The organism is Pseudomonas sp. BO3-4, from assembly GCF_034044115.1.
In the GTDB taxonomy this organism is placed as follows: Bacteria; Pseudomonadota; Gammaproteobacteria; order Pseudomonadales; family Pseudomonadaceae; genus Aquipseudomonas; species Aquipseudomonas alloputida.
Genome location: NZ_CP139018.1, coordinates 5,044,979 through 5,070,195, shown reverse-complemented (window position 1 = coordinate 5,070,195; position 25,217 = coordinate 5,044,979). Strand labels below are relative to the sequence as shown.

General features: G+C 61.3%; 17 protein-coding genes, 1 tRNA gene and 5 pseudogenes. 10 read left to right on the top strand and 13 right to left on the bottom strand.

Going from position 1 to position 25,217, the window contains the following annotated elements; translation table 11 throughout:
- The first annotated feature begins 183 nt into the window (after positions 1-183).
- Positions 184-2,004, top strand: a complete 1,821-nt coding sequence (mobH, locus tag REH59_RS23275) for a MobH family relaxase (protein WP_064481790.1) — start codon at positions 184-186, stop codon at positions 2,002-2,004.
- Between the two features lie 400 nt (positions 2,005-2,404).
- On the opposite strand, the gene REH59_RS28890 is transcribed toward mobH, so the two are convergent.
- Both REH59_RS28890 and REH59_RS28885 read right to left on the bottom strand, forming a co-directional pair.
- Positions 2,405-2,614, bottom strand: a complete 210-nt coding sequence (locus REH59_RS28890; protein WP_412990826.1) for a hypothetical protein — start codon at positions 2,612-2,614, stop codon at positions 2,405-2,407.
- A gap of 110 nt (positions 2,615-2,724) precedes the next feature.
- Positions 2,725-2,802: pseudogene (locus tag REH59_RS28885) on the bottom strand (hypothetical protein); the annotation flags it as partial.
- On the opposite strand from REH59_RS28885, the gene REH59_RS23265 reads away from it, so the two are divergent.
- Positions 2,776-3,183 carry a hypothetical protein gene (locus tag REH59_RS23265; RefSeq protein WP_260990095.1) on the top strand — a complete coding sequence of 136 codons (408 nt, stop codon included), beginning with the start codon at positions 2,776-2,778 and terminating at the stop codon, positions 3,181-3,183. The pseudogene REH59_RS28885 and the gene REH59_RS23265 sit on opposite strands and share 27 nt — an antisense overlap.
- Positions 3,184-3,697: 514 nt before the next feature.
- Positions 3,698-3,991 (top strand): annotated as a pseudogene (locus tag REH59_RS23260) (IS110 family transposase); the annotation flags it as partial.
- Positions 3,992-3,996: 5 nt separating this feature from the next.
- Here the strand turns inward: REH59_RS23260 and REH59_RS23255 are convergent.
- The gene (locus tag REH59_RS23255) at positions 3,997-6,963 is read right to left on the bottom strand and encodes a Tn3 family transposase (RefSeq protein ID WP_064481791.1); all 2,967 of its coding nucleotides are present in this window, start codon (positions 6,961-6,963) and stop codon (positions 3,997-3,999) included.
- 3 nt (positions 6,964-6,966) lie between these two features.
- The gene (locus REH59_RS23250) at positions 6,967-7,539 is read right to left on the bottom strand and encodes a recombinase family protein (protein WP_051497089.1); all 573 of its coding nucleotides are present in this window, start codon (positions 7,537-7,539) and stop codon (positions 6,967-6,969) included.
- 151 nt (positions 7,540-7,690) lie between these two features.
- Here REH59_RS23250 and REH59_RS23245 point away from each other — a divergent pair, with 151 nt between their 5' ends.
- From REH59_RS23245 to REH59_RS23230, 5 genes and pseudogenes are all read left to right on the top strand, one after another.
- Positions 7,691-8,671: an IS5-like element ISPst5 family transposase gene (locus tag REH59_RS23245; protein ID WP_014851864.1), complete on the top strand. Its 981-nt coding sequence runs from the start codon at positions 7,691-7,693 to the stop codon at positions 8,669-8,671.
- Between the two features lie 288 nt (positions 8,672-8,959).
- Positions 8,960-9,709: pseudogene (locus REH59_RS28880) on the top strand (Tar ligand binding domain-containing protein); the annotation flags it as partial.
- Positions 9,710-9,754: 45 nt separating this feature from the next.
- Complete coding sequence (locus REH59_RS28875; protein ID WP_370737524.1) at positions 9,755-10,618, top strand: methyl-accepting chemotaxis protein; 864 nt, start codon at positions 9,755-9,757, stop codon at positions 10,616-10,618.
- A 167-nt stretch (positions 10,619-10,785) separates the two neighbouring features.
- Positions 10,786-12,036 (top strand): annotated as a pseudogene (locus REH59_RS23235) (IS256 family transposase).
- 77 nt (positions 12,037-12,113) lie between these two features.
- Positions 12,114-12,882, top strand: a pseudogene (locus tag REH59_RS23230) (IS110 family transposase); the annotation flags it as partial.
- Positions 12,883-13,194: 312 nt separating this feature from the next.
- Here the strand turns inward: REH59_RS23230 and REH59_RS23225 are convergent.
- From REH59_RS23225 to REH59_RS23195, 7 genes are all read right to left on the bottom strand, one after another.
- On the bottom strand, positions 13,195-14,625 hold the full coding sequence (locus REH59_RS23225; protein ID WP_009397186.1) for an FAD-binding oxidoreductase: 1,431 nt from the start codon (positions 14,623-14,625) through the stop codon (positions 13,195-13,197).
- Positions 14,626-14,925: 300 nt separating this feature from the next.
- Complete coding sequence (locus REH59_RS23220; RefSeq protein WP_064481792.1) at positions 14,926-16,779, bottom strand: tyrosine-type recombinase/integrase; 1,854 nt, start codon at positions 16,777-16,779, stop codon at positions 14,926-14,928.
- Between the two features lie 238 nt (positions 16,780-17,017).
- A tRNA-Gly gene (locus REH59_RS23215) sits at positions 17,018-17,091 on the bottom strand.
- Between the two features lie 111 nt (positions 17,092-17,202).
- The gene (phaG, locus tag REH59_RS23210) at positions 17,203-18,090 is read right to left on the bottom strand and encodes a (R)-3-hydroxydecanoyl-ACP:CoA transacylase (protein WP_014859151.1); all 888 of its coding nucleotides are present in this window, start codon (positions 18,088-18,090) and stop codon (positions 17,203-17,205) included.
- 336 nt (positions 18,091-18,426) lie between these two features.
- A complete protein-coding gene (locus REH59_RS23205) occupies positions 18,427-19,125 on the bottom strand; it encodes a pseudouridine synthase (RefSeq protein WP_014859152.1) in 699 nt (232 codons plus the stop codon).
- A gap of 8 nt (positions 19,126-19,133) precedes the next feature.
- On the bottom strand, positions 19,134-19,346 hold the full coding sequence (locus REH59_RS23200; RefSeq protein WP_003252007.1) for a cysteine-rich CWC family protein: 213 nt from the start codon (positions 19,344-19,346) through the stop codon (positions 19,134-19,136).
- Positions 19,339-20,820, bottom strand: coding sequence for a sensor domain-containing diguanylate cyclase (locus REH59_RS23195; protein WP_014859153.1), 1,482 nt, complete (start codon positions 20,818-20,820; stop codon positions 19,339-19,341). Before REH59_RS23195 ends, REH59_RS23200 begins: the two co-directional genes overlap by 8 nt.
- A gap of 212 nt (positions 20,821-21,032) precedes the next feature.
- Between REH59_RS23195 and REH59_RS23190 the strand changes: the two genes are divergently transcribed.
- Entirely contained in the window at positions 21,033-21,482 is a 450-nt protein-coding gene (locus REH59_RS23190; RefSeq protein ID WP_014859154.1) for a hypothetical protein, read from the top strand.
- A gap of 44 nt (positions 21,483-21,526) precedes the next feature.
- Here REH59_RS23190 and REH59_RS23185 read toward each other — a convergent pair whose 3' ends face one another.
- Positions 21,527-22,633, bottom strand: a complete 1,107-nt coding sequence (locus REH59_RS23185) for an enoyl-CoA hydratase/isomerase family protein (RefSeq protein ID WP_003252013.1) — start codon at positions 22,631-22,633, stop codon at positions 21,527-21,529.
- Between the two features lie 126 nt (positions 22,634-22,759).
- Here REH59_RS23185 and ung point away from each other — a divergent pair, with 126 nt between their 5' ends.
- Complete coding sequence (ung, locus tag REH59_RS23180) at positions 22,760-23,452, top strand: uracil-DNA glycosylase (RefSeq protein ID WP_003252014.1); 693 nt, start codon at positions 22,760-22,762, stop codon at positions 23,450-23,452.
- Positions 23,453-23,478: 26 nt separating this feature from the next.
- On the opposite strand, the gene REH59_RS23175 is transcribed toward ung, so the two are convergent.
- Positions 23,479-25,161: a bifunctional metallophosphatase/5'-nucleotidase gene (locus REH59_RS23175; protein ID WP_014859155.1), complete on the bottom strand. Its 1,683-nt coding sequence runs from the start codon at positions 25,159-25,161 to the stop codon at positions 23,479-23,481.
- Positions 25,162-25,217: the final 56 nt, after the last annotated feature.

Genomic DNA, 25,217 nt, shown 5'->3' with positions numbered 1-25,217 from the left:
CTTGTCGGGCCTGCCCCATGCCGCATTCATCGTGGCATCCGCGAAGCAGCGGCCCTATACCCAAAGGCTTCCGACAAAGGCCAAAGGGCTGGGAAGGGGCAAGGGAACGGGGCCAAGGGGAAAGGCCCTACCCGAAAAGGCCAAAGGCGCCCCAGATCAGCCCGTCATCCGGGGGGGGGCGTCATGCTCTCGCTGTTCCAGCGCAAACGGGTGCCACCCACCGCCGGCACACCGCCCACATCCGCCATCGAAACTCCGAAAGGGTCGATGCGGCCCGAGTCGGCCGCATCGCTGCTGGCGACGCCGCGTCGGCAGAAACTGCTGGAACACATCTGGCAGCGCACATCGCTCTCGCGCCGACAGTTCGCCACGCTCTACCTCGCCCCACTGGAGCGCTACGCCGAGCTGGTCCAGCAGTTTCCGGCCTCCGAGAGCCACCACCACGCCTATCCGGGCGGCATGCTGGACCACGGCCTGGAGATCGTCGCCTATGCGCTGAAATTGCGGCAGTCATACCTGCTGCCTGCGGGCGTCACGCCGGAGGCACAGGCGGCCCAGGCCGAAGCCTGGACCGCAGGCACGGCCTACGCGGCCCTGCTGCACGACATCGGCAAGATCGCGGTCGATCTGCACGTCGAGCATGCCGACGGCAGTGCCTGGCATCCCTGGCACGGCCCACTGCGAAAGCCCTATCGCTTCCGTTACCGAAAGGAGCGTGAGTACCGCCTGCACAGCGCCGCCACCGGGCTGCTCTACGCGCGCCTTCTCGATCGAGACATCTTCGACTGGCTCAGCGGCTATTCCGACCTCTGGGCCGCGCTGCTGTACGTACTGGCCGGCCAGTACGAGCACGCCGGCACGCTCGGCGAGCTGGTCGTGCAGGCCGACCAGGCATCGGTCGCCCAAGAACTCGGCGGCGATCCCAGCAAGGCGCTGGCGGCGCCCAAGCATGCGCTGCAACGCAAATTGCTCGACGGCTTGCGCTACCTGCTCAAGGAGGAGTTCAAGTTGAACCAGGCCGGCCCGGCGGACGGTTGGCTGACCCAAGACGCCTTGTGGCTGGTGAGCAAGACCGTCTCCGACAAGCTGCGCGCATATCTGCTGTCGCAGGGCATCGACGGCATCCCGGCGAGCAATACGGCGGTGTTCAACGTGCTGCAGGATCACGGCGTCGTGCAACCGACGCCGGATGGCAAGGCGATCTGGAAGGCTACCGTCACCAGCGACGCCGGCTGGTCGCACGCCTTCACCTTCCTGAAACTCTCGCCGGCGATGATCTGGGATGCCGCCGACCGGCCGGCGCCGTTCGCAGGCCGTGTGCAGGTCGAAGAGGAACAGGCGGAGCCGCAGGCGCCGGGGGTGGCCGATGGGCCGCGCGTGGAAGGCACCGAAGCTGCACCCGCGAGCGCGGCGCCGATCCCATCCGCAGCCATGGACACCGGCGTGGCCGCGCTGCTCGACCTGCTGGGCGACGCCGCTCCACCCACGGAACCGGAGATCCCGAGCTCCACTGTTGCCGAGCCCGAGCCGGCCCCTTCGACCGTGCCCCCGCCGCAGATGAGCCTCGCGCCTTCCAAGGATCGCACGGAGCCCTCCGGGGCGCACTTCATGGCTTGGCTGCGTCAGAGCATCCAGACGCGCAAGCTCATCATCAACGACGCCAGGGCCCTGGTGCATACCGTCGCCGGTACGAGCTACCTCGTCAGCCCCGGCGTGTTCCAGCGCTACGCGCAGGAGTACCTTCAAGTCGTCGCGCTGGCCAAGCAGGAGAAGCTGGAGGGGTGGCAGTGGGTACAGAAGCGCTTCGAGAAGCTGGGACAGCACCGCAAGCAGCCGAGCGGGCTGAACATCTGGACCTGCGAAGTCACGGGGCCGCGCAAGTCGCGCCGGCTGCACGGCTACCTGCTCGTCAGCCCGGATGCGCTGTTCCAGGAGACGCCGCCAGACAACCCATACCTGCGGCTCCTGCATGAGGACTTCTTACCAAGCGCGAACCCTCTGTAAAACCTGCCCCCTATCCAAGCCGGGAATTAGCAATCTAGGTTGAGCAGGTCGTGAGCTGCATTAAGCGCATGCTGAGCGGCATCGCCCCCATTCAGCAACCGGTCACGGTTAAGCCCGCCTCCACGAACCCATGCTGTGGGTAGGTGCCCGTTTTTGGCTTGTCTTATGAAAAAAGGTGAGCGTCCAGCCGTCCCATCGTTACTCAGGTTGAGACGCCGAGGAGCAACAGCTCCTCGATCCGGCTGGTGGGCAGATTGGCAGTTTTTCCCGGGGTGTCCTTGAGCCAGGCGCCGGACTCGAGCCCGTTCAGTCTGGTGGTGGCCAGCAAGGCTCTGGATGGCGGCGGCGCGGTAGCTGCAGCCGGTCGTGTAGGGCCTGCAGTTTGGGCAGGGATTTCTGTTCACGCAGTAGCTGCCGGACGGCCGCGTCGAGTGCGCGGGCGCGCCAATCGAGGGCATAGAGATCGGCGATGCGCCGCAAGGCCTCGGCTGTCACTGGGCTCCAGGTCGTTGCTGCGGTAGGCCCAGAGTAGGCCCAGAGATAGGGGCGTTTGGTTTTCCCCTCGCCGGGATCGAGTTGCTGCAGAGGGTGTTTCATCGGCATGCAGCACCTGGCGTTGGAGCAATAAGGCGCGCAGCCGATCCACCAGGGGCTGCAAGGCCACGCCACTGCCGGCGGAACCGGCGCGGCGCTGATGCTTTCGCACGGGCGGCAGGCTTATTGCGGGCGACTGTGCCGGTGGACGAAGGACCTGGCCAGGATCAGGTCGAGCTGCTCGCTGATGTCTTCGCCGATCTTGACCAGCGCGGCGCTGCATTCGGCGGCATGGAACTAGCGAAAACGGCCTTGATGCAGACGGCGCTGACCCAACCACACACCGGTGCCGTCCTACTGCAACAGCTTGAGCCGCGAGCCGTGCCGATTGCGAAAGGCATAGGTCGTGCCATCGCAGGGTGGTCGCCCGAGGGCCTGCTGAAGGTGCACCAAAGCCCGTCGATCCCCAAGCGCATGTTGATCGGTCGGCCACCAGCCAAACCTGGGCCGGCATTCGCGTCAGGCCATCCCCCGCAGCAATCCGGCCAACCAGCTTGCATCGACGTCCGCCGGCAACGCCAACCGCCAGCCACTGGCATGCCTGCAGCAGCCACACCCCTGCCGCTGCCACGGGCACCAGGGTAAGCGGCGTGGCCGCCCGCTTGCTGCGCCTGATCCAGTAGGCCAGTGCCTCGGGTTTGAGCGCATGCTACTGGCAATAAGCAACTGCGTCAGCCCGCTGTCCTGCCAGGCCTGAACATGCCGAGCCCAGGACTCGCGGCGCGCGTGCATCGTTTCCATATAAATCCCCTACTGGAAAAGCACAGGATGCAGGGCGGGGTGTTCGAGCAAAAGGGGGGGGGGGCGCTTACTGTCGATACGCGGCGGCAGCCGCAAGACCGTCGCCGCGAGCAGCCTGTCCAGCACGCTCGAATACATGGATGAAAAGCGCATGCAGGCTGATACCGGTAGTTTGCGAAACGGCGCGGAGGATCAGCGTGGAGCTGGGCAGCAGCCAGGGTAGTTGGCTGCATGCCGAGAAGATCGGTGGCTTTTGCTGCCTGGTGGGTTCCGCGCGTTCGAGATTCGGGTTAATGAGATGGTCATCCCCACCCTCCGAGGGCACACTTTCGCAGGGTGTTTTATTTCGGAGGCCATCATCACGAGCGCAGTTGCACTGGTAGGGATTGATCCGGGCAAGCAAAGCTTTCATCTACACGGAAAAGACGGTTCTGGCCGGAAGATCTTTCGCACGAAAGCGACACGCCAGCAAATGATGCGATTGCTTGGCATCCTGCCGGCTTGCACGGTGGTGATGGAAGCCTGCGCCGGAGCGCACTTTATGGCGCGCCAACTGACGGCGCTCGGGCATCAAGTGAAATTGATCTCGCCGCAGTTCGTGCGTCCTTTCGTCAAGGGCAACAAGGGGAGCCCGCAGAATTCGGAAAAAATCGTACGCTAAGGTTTTCCAGGCAACCGTAGCGGCCTGAACTTCCCGTCTTCCAGCCTGCGGCTCTGCCGCCAGCCGTAATCGCAGGTCAGGTTGATGTGCTCCCAGCCCAGCGGCGACAGGTATTGCAGCAGCTCGCCGTCCACCGGCTTGCCGGCTTCGACCAGTCCCTGGGTGGCGCGCTCCAGGTACACCGTGTTCCACAGCACGATGGCGGCCGTCACCAGGTTGAGGCCGCTGGCCCGGTAGCGCTGCTGCTCGAAGCTCCGATCCCTGATTTCCCCAAGGCGGTTGAAGAACACCGCCCTAGCCAGCAAGTTGCGAGCCTCACCTTTGTTCAGGCCGGCATGCACGCGGCGGCGCAGCTCAACACTTTGCAACCAGTCCAGGGTGAACAGCGTGCGTTCGATCCGGCCCAGTTCGCGCAGGGCGACGGCCAGGCCATTCTGGCGCGGATAGCTGCCGAGCTTGCGCAGCATCAGCGAGGCGGTGACGGTGCCCTGCTTGATCGAGCTGGCCAGGCGCAGGATGTCATCCCAATGGGCACGGACGTGCTTGATGTTCAGGGTGCCTCCTATCAGCGGGCGCCGCGCCGGGTAGGCATGCACGCCCTGCGGCACATACAGTTTGGTTTCGCCGAGGTCGCGGATGCGTGGTGCGAAGCGGAAGCCCAGCAGGTGCATTAGGGCGAAGACGTGATGGGTGAAGCCGGCCGTGTCGGTGTAGTGCTCCTCGATCCGCAAGTCGGACTCGTGGTACAGCAGGCCATCGAGCACGTAGGTGGAATCGCGCACGCCGACATTCACCACGCGGGTGCTGAATGGCGCGTACTGGTCGGAGATGTGGGTGTAGAACAGCCGGCCCGGCTCGCTGCCGTACTTCGGGTTGACGTGCCGGGTGCTTTCGCCCCGGCCGCCCGCCCGGAAGCGCTGGCCATCGGACGAAGAGGTCGTGCCGTCGCCCCAGTGAGCGGCGAAGGTATGACGGAACTGGTGGTTGACCAGCTCGGCCAGGGCCGCCCAGTAGGTTTCGTCTCGGATGTGCCAGGCTTGCAGCCAGGACAGCTTGGCGTAGGTCAGGCCGGGGCTCGACTCGGCCATCTTGGTCAGCCCGAGGTTGATTGCATCACCGAGGATCGCGGACAGCAGCAACGTCCGGTCTTTGGCCTCGGCCCCGTCCTTCAAGTGGGTAAAGTGGCGGCTGAAGCCCGTCCAGTCGTCAACGTCCATCAGCAGTTCGGTGATCTTGATGCGCGGCAGTAACTGGCTGGTCTGGTCGATCAGCGCCTGCGCACGATCTGGCACCGCTGAATCCAGCGGGGTGATCTTCAGCCCGGACTCGGTGAGGATGGCCTCGGGCATCTCGTTGTCCTTGGCCAGGCGGATGACGGTGGCCAACTGCTCGTCCAGCAGCTGCAATCGCTCTTCCAGATACTGGTCGCTGTTGGGATTGATCGTCAGGGGCAGGGCCTGTTCCCGCTTGAGCGTGGCGAACTTCTCTGCCGGCAGCAGGAAGTCGTCGAAGTCACGGAACTGCCGCGAGCCCTTGACCCAGATGTCGCCGGAGCGCAGGGCGTTCTTCAGCTCGGAAAGCGCGCAGATTTCATAGAAGCGCCGGTCGTTGCCTTCCAGGGTGATCACCAGCGGCTTCCAGCGGGGCTTGATGAAGGCCGTTGGTGCATCGGCCGCCACCTTGCGCAGGCTGTCGGCGTTCATCTCGCGCAGGGTCTGCACGGCTGCCAGCACGCCTTGCGCAGCCGGCGCAGCGCGCAGTTCCAGCACCTCCAGCAAGGCCGGCGTGTAACGGCGCAGAGTGGCGAAGTTCTCGCCGACCAGGTGCAGATGGTCAAAGCCTTCCGGCCGGGCAAGCAGCTCGGCCTCGCTGACGCTCTCGGTGAACTCGTCCCAAGGTATCACCGCTTCGATGGCTGCATAGGGGTCGCTGCCGCTTTCCTTGGCCTCCAGCAGCGCCTGGCCGATCTTCGAATACAGGCGCACCTTGTCGTTGATCGCCTTGCCCTGTTTCTGGAACTGCTGCTGATGCTTGTGCTTCGCGCTGCTGAACAGCTTGACCAGGATACGGTCGTGCAGATCGACCAACTCATCAATCACAGTCGCGGTGCTCTCCAGCACCACCGCGGCCAGGGTCGCGTAGCGTCGCTGAGGCTCGAACTTGCCGAGGTCCTTGGGTGTCATCTGCCCACCCTCGCGGGCCAGCTTGAGCAGGCGGTTCTGATGGATGTGCCGGCCCAGGCCTTCGGGCAAGTCCACCAGCTGAAATGTCTTCAGCCGCTCGATGTGTTCAAGCATGTGCCGGGAGTTGGGTTTCAGCGGTGCCTGTCGCAGCCAGGTCAACCAGGTGATGCTGCTGCCGGCCTTGAGCGTCAACAGCTCGTCCAGCTTGGCCCGATGCGAGTCCGTAAGTGGATCGACCAGGGCGCGGTAGACCCGCCGATTGGCCCGCGCAATGGCCTCCGAGCAAGCCCGGTCGATCACGCTCAACGCCGGCAGGATGCGTCGCCTCTGCCGCAGGCTCTCCAGCGCCTGACCGGCCAGCAGCAAGCCCTTGTCGGTCTGCTGGGCCAGTTCGGTCAGCTCGCGCACCAGGGCGCGGAAGTCGGACAGGCCGAACGGGGCCAGTTGCAGGTAGGTGCGCAGTTCCTGGGCGTGCTCGCGACGGGTCACGTCGCGCTCGCCGTACTTCTCCCAACTCGCCGGATCGGTCTGGACTTGCTTGGCCACCCACAGGATCACCGGCTCGGGCCGCTCGCTGTCGGTGCCCAACGCATAGCCGGGGAAGCGCAGCAGGCAGAGTTGCACCGCAAAGCCCAGACGGTTGGCGTCGCCGCGCCGCTGGCGGATCAGCGACAGGTCGGAATCGTAGAAGGTGTAGTAGCGGATCAGGTCATCCTGGCTTTCCGGCAGCGCGAGCAGGGTGTCCCGCTCCGTGGCCGAGAGGATCAAGCGACGCGGCATGTATCAGTCGTCCGTGCGGAGGTACTGGTAGAGGGTTTCCCGGCTGATGTTGAATTCACGGGCGAGCTGCGCCTTGGGCTCGCCGGCCGTCGCTCGCTGCCGCAGGGTAGCAGCCTGCTCATCGGACAGGGCTTTCTTGCGGCCTCGGTACGCGCCGCGCTGCTTGGCCAAGGCGATGCCCTCGCGCTGCCGCTCACGGATCAAGGCGCGCTCGAACTCAGCGAAGGCCCCCATCACAGATAGCATCAGGTTGGCCATCGGGGAGTCCTCGCCCGTGAACACCAAGCCCTCCTTCAGGAACTCGATGCGCACGCCGCGCTGGGTCAGCTTCTGCACCAGGCGGCGCAGGTCATCGAGGTTGCGCGCCAGACGATCCATGCTATGCACCACCACGGTGTCGCCCTCACGGACGAAGCTCAGCAACGCCTCCAGTTGCGGGCGCTGAGTATCCTTGCCCGAGGCCTTGTCGGTGAACAGCTTGCTCACCTGGGTCTGTTCCAGTTGGCGTTCCGGGTTCTGGTCGTAACTGCTGAATTTGTCAGGCTGAAATCTATGACTTTGGCAAGCAGAGGTCAAAAAATTAATGATGGACTCTATCTGACGGCGTAGCGCTGGGCTGCCTGACATCCGGTTAGGGTATAGCCCAACCTGACGGCCTTTAGGGATGGTCTGAAAAAGACTTCCCGAATCTGGTGAAATACGCCGATCCCGTTGCCCGAGTTTCCCGATGAAGCAAATGACCTTCGCCGACGCCGAGTACGCCGGCAAGCGCAAGCAGACCCGCAAAGAGTTGTTCCTGATCGAGATGGATCAGGTGGTGCCGTGGAAGGGTTTGATTGCCCTGATCGAGCCGCACTACCCCAAGGGTGAAGGTGGTCGTCCGGCGTATCAGCTGATGGCGATGCTGCGCGTACATTTGATGCAGAACTGGTTCGGCTACAGCGATCCGGCGATGGAGGAGGCGCTGTACGAGACCACAATCTTGCGCCAGTTTGCCGGGCTGAACCTAGAGCGTATTCCCGACGAAACCACCATCCTCAATTTCCGTCGCCTGCTGGAGAAGCACGAGTTGGCGGCCGGGATTCTGGCGGTGATCAATGGTTACCTGGGCGATCGGGGCCTGTCGCTGCGCCAGGGCACCATCGTCGATGCCACGCTGATCCATGCGCCGAGTTCGACCAAGAACAAGGACGGTAAGCGTGACCCGCAAATGCACCAGACCAAGAAGGGCAATCAGTATTACTTCGGGATGAAGGCCCACATCGGCGCGGATGCTGAGTCTGGCCTGGTGCACAGCGTGGTGGGGACGGCAGCCAACGTTGCTGACGTTACCCAGGTCGACAAACTGCTGCATGGAAAGGAAAACATGGTCGGCGCCGACGCGGGTTACACCGGCGTAGAGAAACGCCCGGAACATGAAGGCCGGGAGGTGATCTGGCAGATTGCGGCCCGCCGCAGTACGTACAAGAAGCTGAGTAAGCGCAGTGCGCTGTACAAAGCCAAGCGCAAGATCGAGAAATCCAAGGCCCAGGTGCGCGCCAAAGTCGAGCACCCGTTCCGGGTGATCAAGCGCCAATTCGGCTACGTGAAGACACGCTTCCGTGGCCTGGCGAAGAACACCGCGCAGTTGGTGACACTGTTCGCGCTGTCGAACCTGTGGATGGCGCGCCGACATTTGCTGACGAATGCAGGAGAGGTGCGTCTGTAATGCGGGAAATGGCCGGCGCGAGGTGCTCGCGCCGGCTATAAATCCGGAAAGAGGGGATGATTTGATCGTTTTTTAGCCGAATCACCGTTTTGAAATCGGCAAGGGCTGGAGTCAGCCAGAAATACCTGACTACTTCAGATCATCCTTAGGTCTTGTATTTGATTTGAGTACTAATATTTCCCCCGGCCATATGGCGAGAAGCCTTGAGGGGGAGCCTGACTCAAGATTTCAAATGAACCAGCCGATACAATGAAGGCACATTGAAATATCTAATAATGAGGTGACACGATGAGTGGTTGGCTAGCCCGTTTCTCAATAAAAACCCGTCTCATCGGCTTGCTCGTGCTTCTAGCATCTATGGCTGTCGGCTTGCCAATGGCTGGTCTTAATGGAATGCGCACCAGCAATGCAGTGATTGATCGGCTGTACAACAACATGTTGCTACCGATCGACAAGCTTGGCGACATCAATAACCACATGCACAACGCGCGTGCTCAGCTTTTGCTTGCCCTTCAGCATGAGCCCGGAAGTGCCTTCGAGAAGGCGCATGATCATCCATCGAGTATGCATTTCGATAGAGTGGATAAAAGCGTAAGCATCATCCGTGAGCGCCTTTCTGACTACCAGCGTATACCAATGAGCAAAGAACAGCAGCGCCTTAGCACTGAGCTGCAGAACAAATTGTCTGATTACTTGGATAATGGTGTTCTGCCGACGCTCAATGCGATGCGCCAAGGCGACTATGCGGGAGGGAACCAAATCCTGCTAACCCGCCTTGATCCTGCTTTTATGACTACCTATGCCAGCTTGCGCACTCTTATTGAGTCGGAGGCGTCGGCAGCTGAATTAAGCTTTCAAAACGCGGATAAGCAATTCGAGCGTCTTGTGGCGATGATAGGACTGGCGCTGGTAGTGGCTCTGTCTCTGGTCACAGTCACGGCTCTGGCCACTGTGCCAAGTATCACCAAAGGCGTTCGGGAGCTTCAAGTCGGCGGTCAGCAGCTCGCTGATGGCAATTTGGGCTATCGAGTTACCTATCAGGGGCGTGATGAGCTGGGCGAAATATCTAGCGCATTCAATGAAATGGCTTCGCGTTTTCACCACACCTTTCAAGAGTTGGCAGGTGCCGTGGAGCAACTGGCAGCTGCAGCTGAGCAGACGGCCCAGGCAAGTAGTCAAACCAGTGACGGTATCCGCCGCCAGCAACTGGAGACAGACCTGATAGCTACTGCGATGAACGAAATGTCCGCTACTGTTCAGGACGTAGCGGGGAACGCTGCCAGTGCGGCACGGGCGGCACAGGAGGCCGATCAGCAGTCTGAAAGCGGCATGCGCGTGGTTCATCAAACAATCGCTTCTATTGACAGCCTCGCCAGTGAAGTTGAACACGCTGCCACTGTGATTCATGAGCTTGAGGCAGACAGTGCTGGTATTAGCTCTGTAGTGGATGTCATTCGAAGCATTACCGAACAAACCAACCTGCTTGCCCTTAACGCGGCTATTGAAGCTGCACATGCTGGTGAGCACGGACGAGGCTTTGCTGTTGTCGCGGATGAGGTGCGCTCGCTTGCTTCGCGCACGCAACAGTCAGCCAACGAAATTCAGGCCATGATTGAAAAGCTGCAGAGCGGCGCAAATCGTGCTGTTGCTGTCATGGAAAGCAGTTGCAGCAAAGCACAAGCTGGTAAGCAGCAGGTTGCCAGTGCAGGCCATATGCTGGAGCAAATCAGTAATGCTGTGGCGACCATTAATGACATGAATGCCATGATTGCTTCTGCAGCTGAGGAGCAAAGCTCTGTCGCGGAGGAGATCAGCCGTAACGTTACCAACGTAAGCCAGATTGCCGAAAAAACTAGCGAAGCCTCACGTCAGAATGTTGCCACCAGTACGCAATTGGCTTCTCTGGCAAGCCAACTTCAGCGTCTGATGCACATGTTCCGTCTTTAGGGAAACTCTGAAAAGCCCCAGCTTCGCGGAATTGATGCGCTGTAACCCGCTCGGCTGCTGGGCTCTTTTTCCCGAGAAAGGACTTCCTCAGGCCATCCTGAGGAGGGTGTTTTTAACTTTGTGTAAACGGTCATTTGGCAGGAGACTGCCAGCCTCAAGGAGTACCCATGACCGTAGTAAAACGCACCAAGCGAGCGAAGCCCGACCCTGAACTCGTTAAGCTCGCCGACAGCCTGCTGGTCAATTACAAGAAACCGGAAGATTTGATTGGCGAAAACGGCCTGCTCAAGCCAGCTCACCAAGATGCTGGTCGAGCGTGCGCTGGAAGCCGAGATGACCGAGCACCTGGGCATGGCAAGAGTGGATCGATCTTCAACGCCGGCGGTAATGCCCGTAACGGTCACAGCGACAAAACCCTCAAGGGCGATTTCGGCGAACTGCCGCTGGCCATCCCTCGTGACCGCCAGGCGCTGTTCGAGCCGCAGCTGGTGGCCAAGCAGCAAACCCGCTGGACGGGCTTCGACGACAAGATCATCTCGCTGTACGCCCGCGGCCTGAGCGTACGAGAGATCCAGGGGCACCTGGAGGAGATGTACGGCACCGAGGTCTCCCCAACCCTCATCTCGACCGTCACGGACGCGGTAAGCGACGAGGTGAAGCTCTGGCAGGGCCGTCCACTCGATCCGCTGTACCCGATCCTTTATCTGGACTGCATCCACGTCAAAGTGCGCGATGCCGGCGCGGTGCGGACCAAGGCGGTGTACCTGGCTATCGGGGTCAATATGGACGGGCACAAGGAAGTGCTGGGGCTGTGGATCGCCCAAACCGAGGGTGCCAAGTTCTGGTTGCAGGTAGTCACCGAGCTGAAGAACCGTGGCGTGCAGGACATTTTTATCGCCTGCGTGGACGGCCTCAAGGGCTTCCCCGAGGCGATCGAAACGGTCTATCCGAAAGCCTGCGTGCAGTTGTGTATCGTGCACATGGTGCGCAACAGCCTGAACTTCGTGTCCTGGAAAGCGCGCAAGGAAGTGGCCGCCGATCTGAAGCTGGTCTACACCTCGGCGACGGTCGAACTGGCCGAGCAACGGCTGACGGAGTTTGAAGAAAAGTGGGGTGGTCAGTACCAGTCAATCGGCCTGTCCTGGCGGCGTAACTGGGCACGGGTTATCCCGTTCTTCGACCATCCGGCCGAGATCCGCAAGGTGATCTACACCACCAACGCCATCGAATCGATCAACATGAGTTTGCGCAAGGTGATCAAGACCCGGGCCTCGTTCCCAACTGACGAGGCCGTGAGCAAGCTGTTTTATCTGGCGCTGAACAACATCAGCAAGAAGTGGACGATGCCGATACGGGACTGGAAAGCGGCTCTGAATCGCTTCAGTATCCAGTTCGAAGATCGATTGATGCAGGATTAATAGAAATCCCGTTTACACATAATCCGGGACACCCTCATCCTTAGCGTACGTTATTTTCCGGATTCTGCGGGCTCCCCAACAAGAACGACTTCATTGATGCCGAAGCGATCTGCGAAGCCGCATCGCGGCCCAGCATGCGCTTCGTCTCGCCCAAGATCGAGGCCCGGCAAACGCTCTCGGTATTGCACCGGATGCGTGATTCGCTGGTGCGTGATCGTACCAAGACGGCCAACCAGGCCCACGGTTTCCTGCTGGAGTTCGGCATCAGCCTGCCCAAGGGACTATCGCTGGTCAGACGACTGCCGAGCACGTTGGATGAGCATGAGCTGCCGCCTCGGCTGGTCGTACTCCTAACGCGCCTGCATCAGCATTCACGCTGTCTGGACGGACAGATCAAGGCACCGGACAAGGAAATGACCACCCAGCTTGAGGAAGATGACCTGGGGAGCCGCTTGCTGACGATTCCCTGTGTCGGCCCGATCACAGCCAGCCTGTTATCGGCCGAAATGGGCGATGGCAAGCAGTATGGCGGCAGCCGTGATTTCGCGGCATCGGTGGGGCTGGTACCCCGCCAGCACAGCACCGGCGGTCGAGCCAATTTGCTGGGTATCAGCAAACGAGGGAGACAAGTATCTGCGGCGGCTTTTAGTGCAGTGCGCCCGGGTCTACCTGCAGCGCCTGGAGCATCAGCAGGGTGCCTTGGCCCACTGGGTCCGCTCGCTACGGCAGCGACGCCATGCGAACATGGTGGTGCGCGCCCTGGCCAACAAGTTCTCCCGAGTCGCCTGGGCGTTCGCCGCCAACCACTCGGAATTCGAAGCAGGGCCAGTCGTCTACGCCGCCTGACCCGGCCATTCAGCTGTACCACGGAACACCCTTCCAGGTTTTGCGATGCTGAACAACCGATGACGTGAACGGCCACCGACCTGGTGAACAACCTGACATAAAAATCGGCTTTCGAAGCCGCCGGCTTTTCAGGATCACCGGGCGCGACTCTCATCGTGGCGCGGGGCATGCCCCAACGAGACGCTGGATAGATTTAGGCAAGCCATACAATCATCGCTGGTCAGTATTGCAGAAACGGGATGACCATAAATTTTTTCTTCAAAAAATCTCTTGCAGCACCCATCAGGCGGCGACAGCCGCCACCACCCTCACTCAAGACGCCAGAATCTTCCCCGGATTCATGATCCCGTGCGGATCGATCGCGCGCTTCACCGTCGCGATCAAGGACAGCTCCGCCGGATTGCGGCTGTAGTGCAACCACGGCCGCTTGTGCAGCCCAATGCCGTGCTCGGCCGAGACCGATCCCGACAGGCTGCGCACGATAGCGTAGAATGCAGCCTCGATGCGCTGTTCGGTCTTGCGGTCGTCAGTCGGCAGCGAACCCACCATGATATGCACGTTGCCGTCGCCGACGTGGCCGAAGTAGATCGCCCGAACGCCGGGGAAATCGCGCGCCAGCGCCTCGCGCATCCGGGCCACGCATTCCTCGATGCCCGAGATGGGCGCGGACACGTCGAAGTTGATGGTGGGCGCGAAGGTGCGCAGCATCTCGGAGATGGCATCGCGCAGTTCCCAGAAGGCTTGGGTCTGCGTGTGAGATTGGGCCACGGCGGCGTCGGCGATCCAGCCTTCGGCCAGCGCGTGTTCCAACATCGCCTCGAAGCGCGCCGCATCCTCTTCGGGTGCGGCCGCCTGCAGGTCCAGCAGCACGTATAGCGGATACGTGGCCGGCAGCGGCGCGGCGATGCCGCCGGCGGTTGTGGCCGCGGCATAGTAGTCCTGCCACATCATCTCGAATGCGCTGACCCGGCCGCCCAGGAGGTGCTGCGCATGGCGCAGCAGCTTGATGGCCGAGCCGAAATCGGGCGCGGCTACCAACGCGGTATTGGCACCCGAGACGCCCGGATGCAGGCGGAGCACGGCCTGCGTGATGATGCCCAGCGTGCCCTCGGTGCCGATGAACAGATGCTTCAGATCGGGGCCGGCATTGTTCTTGACCATCTTGTTCATCATGGACAGCACGGTTCCGTCGGGCAGCACGGCTTCCAGTCCCAGCACCAGGTCGCGCGCCATGCCGTAGCGGATCACGCGGTTGCCGCCCGCATTGGTGGCGATGTTGCCGCCGATCTGGCAGGAGCCGCGCGCGCCCAGGTCCAGCGCGAACAGAAAGCCCGCCGCCTGCGCGGCTTCCTGAACGACCTGCAGCGGCGTGCCGGCCAGGACGGTCATGGTGGCTGAGGCAGGGTCCAGTTCGACCACGCCGGACATGCGCTCCAGTGAAACGAGCACGCAGCCTTCTATCGGCGTGGCACCGCCGGCCAGGCCGGTCAGCCCGCCCTGCGGCACCACCGGGCAGCGTCCTGCATGGCATAATGACAGCACGCGCGCAATTTCGGCGGTGTCGTGCGGGCGCACCAAGGCCAGCGGCCTGCCGCCTTCCTCGCCGCTCCAGTCGTTCAGGTACCGGGCCTCGATGTCGGCGCCCGCCAGCACTTCGCCGATGCTGGCGTCGGCGCGCAGCGCGGCCAGAATTCGTTTAGGGTTCCAGGGCCCGGACGCCGGTTCCGATGCAGTGATGTTCATGAAGAGACTCCTCTTCCAGTTTATGGAACGGCCAGCGTGTCCAGCCTTTATGATGGGCGGCCGCGGATTCTGGGGAAAGAGCGAGTTATTAACCCGAAATTTTGTATCCGGACAGTCAAAAAGTTTTCCGATAAATATCCGTGAAACCCATAACACGCTGATGCTTTTGTGTTTTTATGATGTCAGACAATACCCCGAAATATCATTGCGATGTTCGAATACTTTCAAAATCGGCAGGAGCTGAGGTCGGACCGGAAATACAGGGGTATCCAGACCATCCCTTACCGGCCCGTTGTTTGACTACACGACCCCGACCCGCAGCGGGGTCCATTCGCTTTCCTTCACCGCTGTGCTCACGGCCATGACGCGCTTGTCGAGATTGCTGGCAGTCACGCCCTCTAGTGCCGAATGTCCCTGCAGCACCGAGTGCGGTTGCAGCAGTGCATGGTAGATCTGCCAAGGGTCCGCACCCCTGGTCAGCTTCAGGACAGACTGGATCAGCTCGTGCTTGAGCGGGTCGAGGTGCCAGTCCGGCACGCGCTGGCCGCGGTTGCCCACGTTCAACGCCAGCAAGTTGCCCGCCTGGATCTCATAGCTGATCCACCTGCGGGATTTGCCCGCCATCTTGGCAAACGCCGCGACGGGAAGGTTGTGCGGCGCTTCGAAGACATCGAACAGCTCCATCCTCTCGCGCTGAATGTCCGAAGGCACCAGCGGCGCGGCCGATCGCTGGGGCGGCACTGCCGGCAGCCGATGTGCGGCGGCAGAAACCAACGGCATGGCGTCACCCGGCTTCGTCACGAGCAGGCTTGGCGAAGCGGCAACCGGCGTAGAGGGCGCGCTTGCGGTTTGCTCACTGGGGAATGCGGGCACGCCTTCCAGATGCACGGTGAGCGGCATGCTGGCCGCCTCGACCTGGTTCTGCTCGAACAGGTCGAGCCGATCGGCCCAGTCCTGCATCATGCGTCGACGCTGCTCCACGTACGCGGCATGGTTGTAGGTCGCGCTGACCTTGTTGGGATCGACATGCGAGAGCTGTGCATCCACCCAGACCTTCGGGTAGCCGATCTCGTTGAGCGCAGTGGACATCGTGCCACGGATACCGTGTCCGGTCAGGCGTTCCTGATAGCCCATGCGTTTGAGCGCACCATTGAGCGTGTTCTCGCTGATACGCTTCTTCAAGTCGCTGTCGTGCCGGAACAGGTAGCGCTGGGCCGGCTTGAACTCATCGAGCAGGTGCCGGACGATCTCCATGGCCTGAATCGACAGCGGCACGATGTAGGGCGGGATGTCCTTCGGCTGCTGCCGCTTCTTGCGCATATCCACCTGGAGTTGCTTCACGACGTCGGGCGGAATGATCCACAGCCCCCGGTCCAGATCGAATTGATCCGGCATCGCCTGTCGCAGCTCGCCGGTTCGCACGCCGGTCAGCAGCAATAGCCGCAGCCCGAGCTGGGTCTGCCGCCGGCCGCGATAGCTGCGTAGCCGCTGCAACAGCTTCGGCAGTTCGGCCATGCGCAGGAACGGGTTGTGGTTGACGGGGGGCAGCGGCAGCGCCACCACATCGAGATCGGAGGCGGGGTTCTGTTCCAGGCCCGGCACGATCACCAGCGCGTAGCGGAACAGTTGGTTGAACCACGTCCTGACTTTCTCGGCGACGGAGAGCGCCCTGCGCTTCTCGATCTTGGCGATCACCTCCAAGAGGTCGGGACGCTTGATCTCATAGATCGACCGCTTGCCCAAGGCGGGTAGCACATCCTTGTCGAAGATGCGCGGAAGTATCGAGAGGGTCGTCTGCCGGCCTTCCTTGAGGCTGAGCCCGCGATGCTTGAGCCACTTGCGATACACCGCATCGAAGGCGTTTTCGTCGGCGAGCCGGACAGCGGTGCGCTTCTGCTTGCGGTGAACGCGAGGATTGGTGCCTTTGGCCAGCAGGGCGCGCGCTTCGTCGCGCAGGCTGCGGGCCTCGCGAAGCGTCACCTCCGGGTAGGTGCCGAGCGACATCCGCTTCTGCTTGCCCGCCCAGTAGTAGCGGAAGTGCCAAGTCCTGCCACCGGCAGCGGTGACGGCCAGGGAGAGGCCATCCAGGTCAGGGAGGGTGTATGCCTTGCCAGTTGCCTTGGCCTGTCGAACGGCCAGGTCTGAGAGTGCCATGCTCTTGCTCCTGAACATGAGTCAGGAACCAGATGCTGGTCACGTCGACCTCGCCCCTCCATCAACAATCCGGAATCAGCCGCGCCCGCAAAAATGGACTTGTTTGTGGACTTAAAAGTCCCGGCTGTAGGCGGATCGCAGTGGACCACAGCAGAACGTCAAAGAGAGAAAAAGTCTTTGTGTGGCAACGACTTGCAGACTCTCTTGGACTTCTGCGGAAGTCCGCAGAATGATGCAGTGGAGCGGGTAGAGGGAATCGAACCCTCAACTAAAGCTTGGGAAGCTTTCGTTTTGCCACTAAACTATACCCGCATCTGAGCTCGACTTTTTACCAGAACCTTCAGCGAATTAGAAGCCCAAGTTATAAAAAAGCTTGTCGGCGCCCCGTGGCCTGCGGGTATTGGCTACAAGGCGCCGAGCCGCTCAGATGGCAAATGCATGCTGCCCCTGTTGCACGGGTTGGTAACGTTGGCGGGATTCACGCACGGTTGGCTTGAGGAACCCCAGCATGACACTGCGGGTGTTCTCGCAGGCGGTCTTGTTCTCCATGTCCAGGAAGTGGCCCGCATCGCGGATCACGCTGAACTGGCTTCTGCCCACATGCTTGCTGAACTGCCGCGCATCTTCCACTGTGGTGTACTCGTCGCGTTCGCCGTTGATGAACAGCACCGGGATGTTGATATTGCGCGCGCCTTGCAGCGCACGTTCCAGGTCGTGCTCCAGCACCTGGTTGATGTGGAAGTGCATCTGTGCGTACTCGTGGCTGTCCAGGCTGCTCACATGGCGGTAGTTGAAGCGTTTGAACAGCGACGGCAAGTGCTTGCCGATGGTGTCATTGACCAGGTTGCCGACCTGATAACGGTCGCAGGCGGCCAGGTACTGGCAGCCACGGTCCAGATAGTCGCGCATCGGCTCGTTGATCACTGGCGAGAACGAACTCACCACTGCCTTCTTCACGTACCGCGGCTGGTGCGCCAGCGCCAGCAGCGTGCTTGCGCCACCCCACGAAAAAGACATCACGTGGTCTGCCTGGAAGTGCTCGATCAGCTCAAGGAGGATATGCGCCTCGGTCTCCTTGCTGATCAGCCGTTCCTGACGGTTGTGGGGCTTGGACTTGCCTGAATACGGCTGGTCGAACAGAACCACGTTGAACTGTGGGTGCAGGTTACGTACCGTCTGGGCGAACGAGGCCGTGGTGGCCAGCGAGCCGTTGATCAGGATGATCGTGTTTTCGGCCGCATCCGCGCGATAGAACTCCGTGTAAACCCGATACTGACCTTGGATATCAAGTACAGCGATTTCTGGCCTCATGTCATCGACTCCTGGCGCAAAAAGGGTATTCGCGTCACCTAGGGTGCACGTTCTTTATGACAGGTAGGCATTTGCCTGAAGATAATCCGGGGGCCCTGTGTCGATCCTTGGCACTTGCGTCGACGGTATTGTTTTTGGCGGGCAATTTGCCGTGCCCCAAGGCATCTAGGCTTTGGGTGGCCGGCAAAAAGTGTCATTGGCTGCAGGTGTGACTTGGTAGTCACATGCAGACTGACGATTTGGATTCAAGCAGTGGGTTGGGGATCGCGCAAGTGCCGTTCGGTAAGTAATGTGACTTTTGTCGCTGAGCGGTCGTGTGACGACACGGGCTGTCTGTCACGCCTGGACAGTGGCTATCTCATTGGCCGTCAGTTCACGATACTCCCCCGGCGCCAACCCCGGATCCAGCCGGATCGCTCCCATGCTCTCCCGATGCAGCCCCACCACCTTGTTGTTGAAGTGCCCGAACATGCGTTTGACCTGGTGGTACCGCCCCTCGACGATCGCCAACCGGGCTCGGTGCGGGCCGAGGATCTCCAGCTGGGCTGGTTGGGTGGTGAGGTCTTCGAAGGCAAAATAGAAACCCTCGCGAAACTTGGCCACATAGTGCTCGCCAATCTCGTCCTCGGTGTCCACCAGATAATGCTTGGGCAGCTTTGTGGCAGGCTGGGTCAGGCGCCGTGACCACTGGCCATCGTTGGTCAGGATCATCAGGCCGGTGGTGTTGAAATCCAGGCGCCCGGCTATGTGCAGGTCATCTCGCAACGCCGTGGGCAGCAGGTCGAGAACGGTACGGTGTTGCGGATCGTGGGTGGCGCTTACGCAGCCAGTGGGCTTGTACAGCATCAGGTAGCGGGCGGGCCGGCCGGCCTGCAGCAGTTGCTCGTCCAGCTCTACGCGGCTGAATTCACGCACGTCGGTCAGCGGGTCACTGGCGACCTTGCCGTCCACCCGCACGCGGCGTTGCGCCAGCATCAGACGAACTTGCTGGCGGTTGTAGCTGGGCAGGTTGGCGAGGAAACGGTCAAGGCGCATGGCAACGATCAGTGGGCAGCGGATGGACGGAGCTGTTCTTCAACGGCGGCGCAGCGCGGGCACAGACAGGCCTTGTTACGCAGTTCATCGGGCAGGGCCTGGAGCACGGCCGGGTCGATGGTCACGCTGTAGCACCAACACGCCTGGGTGGCACGGCGTGGGTCGGCCAGGCTGCACTGGTTGAGGGCACCGCAAGCGGGGCAGTGTTGCTTGTCATTCATGGCGGGTTTCACTGCAGACGCGGTTGCGGCCAGCCTGCTTGGCACGATAAAGCGCGCGGTCGGCGCGGGTCAGCAGGGCGTGCAGGGTATCCCCCGGTTGCAGGCTGCTCAGGCCGATGCTGGTGGTCAGTCGCAGCGGCTGGTTGTCGTAACTGAAGGTCAGCTGTTCGGTGCGTCGCCGGATCTTTTCCGCCACCTCGACGGCCTGGCTGCCTTCAGCTTCGCGCAGCAGCACTATGAATTCCTCACCGCCCCAGCGGCACAGTATATCTGACTGACGCAGGCTGCCTTGCAGCACATTGGCGAATTGGCGTAGCACTTCGTCACCTGCCAGGTGGCCGTGGTTGTCGTTCAGTGCCTTGAAGTGGTCCAGATCAATCAGCAAGGCCACCAGAGGGCTATTGTCGCGCCGGGCTTCTCGCAGCGCCTGGGCGGCGAGCAGGTCGAAGCTGCGCCGGTTGTGCAAGCCGGTGAGGCTGTCGAGCGTGGCCAAGGCTTCGGTGCTGGCCTGGTGGCGGCGGACCATGGCATGCACCAGTGCCAGCACCACCAGGGTGATCATCGTACAGATCGCCAGGTTCAGGTACAGCGCCTGGCGAATGCGGTCGAGGACGCCGGTTTCGCGTTTGTCCACCAACAGGCACCAGTCCAGTTCGGGAAGGTGGCGAACGTTGAGAAAGTGGCTGTGGTTTTCGCTGTCATGGTACTCGTGGCTGCCTTCGCCCGGCACCCTCTGCTCGGCCAGCATGGCTTTCAGATCAGGGTTGTCGCTGAGTGACTGGCCAACTTGCAAACCATGCGGGCCACCCTCGGAGCCGGTCAACAGCACCTTGCCTTTGGCATCCGTGAATAGCACCGCGCGCTGGTAGCGGCGTTGGTACTGATCGATCAGCTTGACCACCGACGATACGCTCAGCCCTACGCCTGCCGCGCCGATGAAGCGCTGCTGGTAGTCGTGCACCTGGTAGTTGATGAACACGGTCAGGCTGTCCTGGTTGGCCATGTCCAGGTCGACGTTGATCTCATAAGGGGCCTTGAGTTCACGCAGACGGAAATACCAGGCATCACGCCAGGTGCCCGGTTCGACGTGCTTGAGCACGCCTTTGGCCTGGTAGTAGGTCCGCGTGCGATCGGACACGAAAAAGGACGTGAAGATGTCCTGCTTGCCCATGACCTCGCTCAGGTAGCGGGTCATGCGTTCGGTATCCTGCTCGCCGGACAGCACCCAGTCGCGCAGGAAGGTGTCCTGGGCCATCATCGAGGCGATCAGCACCGGGCGGATCAGGTCTTTCTGGATTTCCGAGTAGACAGTGTCGGAGGTCAGCGGCAATTCGGTATTGATGATGCCGTCGCGGATGGCGCTGCGAGAGGAGAAGTAGCTGAGCAGCGAGGTGGCCAGGAAGCCGCAGGCCAGTAACACGAGCAGGGTAACGATCAGCGAGCGTTGCGAGAACAGAGCGGAACGTAAGGGCATGATCTTCCCGTGATGTGTGCCGAGCCGCTTATTCTAGTGAGATGGCCAGCAAATGACTGCAAGTTTTTCAGGGTTATTTCAGCTGTATCAAGTTATTGCAGAAATGGCACTGCACCTGCGCGCAGCTGTCTTAGTCAATGTCGATTGACGCATCTCGTATCGACGCTCGCCAGCGCCGCTGTTCGGGCACTCCAGCGGTCCAGGAGGCCGCCATGTCCTATCGAATCCTGTTGATCGCCCTGCTGGGGCTGATGACTTCGGCCTGCGCCCCGTACTATGAACGCGGGGGCTACTACCGTTCGGACTACTACTCCACCGACCGCTATGTGGCGCCGGGGTATTACCGCTATGACCGGTACTATGTAGCGCCTGCGCCGCGCTACTACTATCAGCCTGCTCCCCGTTACTACAATCGGTCGGCCCCTGTGCCCCATTACCGGCCCTATCCGCAGCCGAGGATGAACCAGTGGCATGGCAACCCGCGCTATGACTACGGCAATCGCCAGCGGCAAGACTACCGGCAGGACCGGGATCGCCATGACTATCGCAATGACAGCCAGCGTTACCGGCAGGGCGACCGGCACTCCAATCGGCAGGTTGACGACCGCGGGCGCTGGGACGGGCGGGGCGGGCAGGGGCGAGGAGGAAACTGGCAGCGCTAGCTGAGCGGAGGCGGGGGCTGAAAAGCAGCCCCCGCATCAGCAGGCTAACCCACATCCGCCAATGGGTGCCGTCCTTCCCATGCCTTGGCAAAATGCGCCTCGACTACCGCCGCCGGCACTTGCGCCACATCAGGCCAGTGCCAGCGCGGCTGGTTGTCTTTGTCCAGCAGGCGAGCGCGCACGCCTTCACTGAATTCAGGGTGACGGCAACAGTTCAGGCTCATGCTGTATTCCATCTGGAACACTTGCGCCAACGAGAGGTACCGCGCCCGGCGGATTTGCTCCCAGACCAGATGCGCCGTCAGCGGGCAACCCTCATGCAGGCGTTGGCCGGCATCTGCCAGCAATGGGTCGTCATGCTGCTTGAGCCTTTCCAGCGCGCGCCAGGCTGAAGCGGCATCAGCCACGTCGAGTAACTGATCGATCACATGCCGTCGTGGCAGCCACTGGGCATCAGGCAGCTCGGCGCAAGCACGATGCTGCTCGGCCTTGAGCAAGCTGTTCAGTTGTACGGCGGTCTGCTCCTGCCAGTTGAGTTGCAGCAACTCCTCGATCAAGGCCTCTTGCTGGTGCTCGCCCAGAAAACGGTCAGCCAGGCCCAGGTCAAGGGCATCGCGGGCGTTGATCGGCGCGCCGGTCAGGCCGAAGAACAAACCCAGCTTGCCCGGCAGCCGGGCCAGGAACCAACTGGCGCCTACGTCAGGGTACAGGCCGATGCTGATTTCCGGCATGGCCAGCCGGCTGCTGGGTGTGACGATACGTACATTGGCGCCTTGCAGCAGCCCCATGCCGCCACCCAGCACATGCCCATGGCCCCAGCAGAGTAACGGTTTGGGGTAGGTGTGCAGGGCAAAGTCCAGGCGGTATTCGGCGGCGAAGAAAGAGGCCGCCAGCGGCGGGACACTGCCGGGGTGGTCGCGGCAGGCTTGCACCAGCGCACGGACATCGCCGCCTGCGCAAAAGGCTTTTGCCCCGTTGCCGCGCAGCAGCACGCAGACGATACCCGGGTCGCGGGCCCAGGCATGCAGTTGTTCGCCCAGCACTTCGATCATCGGCAGGGTCAGGGCATTGAGCGCCTTGGGCGCATCCAGGGTGGCGATGCCGATGCGGGCGCCATCGACGCCGGTGAGTACCTCGCAGTGAATGGTCATGGACTACCTCTCGCAAGTCATCGCTCAAGTATGGCTTGCCTGGCCAATCATGCCGGTCGTCGGTCGGATCGTTTGACAAGCGCGAAGGGCTTACCTAGTGTCGCGCCATTGTTTATGGAAGGCCCCATGACTGACGACGATCGCATCAAACTCGAACCCAGCTGGAAGGCCGCATTGCGCGGTGAATTCGACCAGCCTTACATGCACCAGCTGCGCGAGTTCCTGCGTGGCGAGTACGCTGCCGGCAAGGAGATCTACCCGCCAGGGCCGCTGATCTTCAATGCGCTCAATTCGACACCGCTGGACCAGGTGAAGGTGGTCATCCTCGGTCAGGACCCGTATCACGGGCCGGGGCAGGCCCATGGCTTGTGCTTCTCGGTGCAACCGGGCGTGGCCACGCCGCCGTCGCTGGTCAATATCTACAAGGAGCTGCAGCGCGACCTGAACATCCCGATCCCCAGCCACGGCTACCTCCAGAGCTGGGCAGAACAAGGCGTTCTGTTGCTCAACACGACCATGACCGTCGAGCGCGCCAATGCCGCGTCGCATGCCAAGAAAGGCTGGGAATTGTTTACCGACCGGATCATTCAAGTGGTCAGTGAGCAATGCCCGAACGTGGTATTCCTGCTATGGGGGGCGCATGCACAGAGCAAGCAGAAGCTGATCGACGGTACAAAGCACCTGGTACTGAAGTCGGTCCATCCTTCGCCGCTGTCGGCGTATCGCGGGTTCATCGGTTGCGGGCATTTCAGCCGTACCAACAGCTTCCTCGAGCAGCGGGGGCTCGGGCCCATCGACTGGGCACTGCCCCCGCTGTGAGAAACCGGGGTGGGGTACGCAATCGCTCAGGGCGTCATGCTGATGCGCGGCTCGCTGCGCTGGCCAATTGCAATACCCCGCTCATGGTTCTGGCGTACATACGCCACCAAGGCTTCCAGGTCGGAGATGCCGGTGTCCTGGCGTCGCCTTCCTTCTTTGAAAGTGGCCAAGCCACCGCCACCATCGGCCAGGAACAGGTTGCTGACGACGCGATAATGGGTCAACGGCTCAACGGGTTTGCCGTGAAGACGCACACTGCCCTCGACGACACGGCTGCCGACAGGCCGTGAACCATCCCACTCATAATGAAAACCCTTCGATACTTGCAGCGGATTGAAACTGCCCCTGTTCCATTGAAGGTTGAGCAGTTCGGTAATCTGCTTGCCTGTCAGTTCCTGAACCACCAGTGGGTTATTGAACGGTTGTACGGCAAATAATTGTTCGTAGGTCAGGTCGCTATCGGCAGGCTGTATCAGGTCACTTCGCAGCCCACCCAGATTGAGAAAGGCAATCTGGGTATTAAACGCTTGGGTCATGGCCAATTGGGCATCCGTGACCAGGTTCCCCAAGGTTGTTTCACCGGCGGCATTTTCTTTGCGGTCAAGTTCTGCCGTCGAGATGCGTCCTATGGGTTCGAGCAATTTTTCCCCGGACCGCTGACGCACTTCCTCCAGCAAACTCGTCAACTTGGCATTCGGCAGGTAGTTCTGTGGGTCAGCAGGAATATTGCGGGCGGTGATGTTCGTGACGTGATGGGTGCCTGGCGTTACCTGCAACTTCAACTGAGTCAGGAAGTGGCCGTATTTGCCAGCCTGAGTGATGCTCAGGTCACCCACCTTGCATTGATAGCTGGCATGCGAGTGACCGCTGATGACAGCATCTACCGCAGGATCCAGCCGCTTCGCCACGTCGACGACCGCGCCACTCAGCTGGCTGCAATCCTGCGTGTCGAACGGCTCGACGGTATCCCCTCCCTGGTGCATGACCGCGATGATTGCATTGACGCCTTTGGCCTTGAGCTCCGGAATCACGTCATTGATGGCTTGCGCTTCATCTGTGGCTTTGAGCCCTGCGAATGCGCTGGCCGAGACCACTTTTTCCATGTTGCGTGGCACGGCACCGACGAACGCTATCTTGACCCCTTTCACCTCTTGAATGTGATAGGCCGGTAGCAAGCGCTCGCCCGTGGTGGTATCGATCAGGTTGGACGCTATGTAAGGGAAGCCACTTCCTGGATAATCGCCGCGAAACGTGCAGGCCTTTTCAGGGCGCGTTGACTCGCATCCTCCGTGGATCTGACGAAGAAACTCGGCCTTGCCTGCATCCAGTTCGTGGTTCCCGGATGCGCTGACAATCATGCCCATCGCGTTCAAGGCCTCAAGCACAGGCTCGTCAGCCCACAGCGCAGAAATGGCAGGGCTGCCCCCTATCAAGTCGCCAGCCCCGATGAACAGCAGATCGGGGTCCTGCGTTCGCAGTTCATCGAGCATGGCGCCGAGTGTGGCGATACCGCCGTAGGTCAGGCGGGTAGCGCCTTGCGCGCCGGCGTAGTCCTGGGGGTTGGGTTCCAGGTAGCCGTGAAGATCATTGATAGCCACGACGTTGATCTGGACGGGGGCAGGTGGCTGTGCGGCAAGGCTGCCTGCGCTGATGGCAAGGCATGCCCAGGCAATAGCCGAGCGATAGTTGCAAGAAAGACGGACTTTCATCATTACCTCTTGAATGCCGGGAAGTGTGGGTTTGCTGGCGATCAGGGCAGCAATCC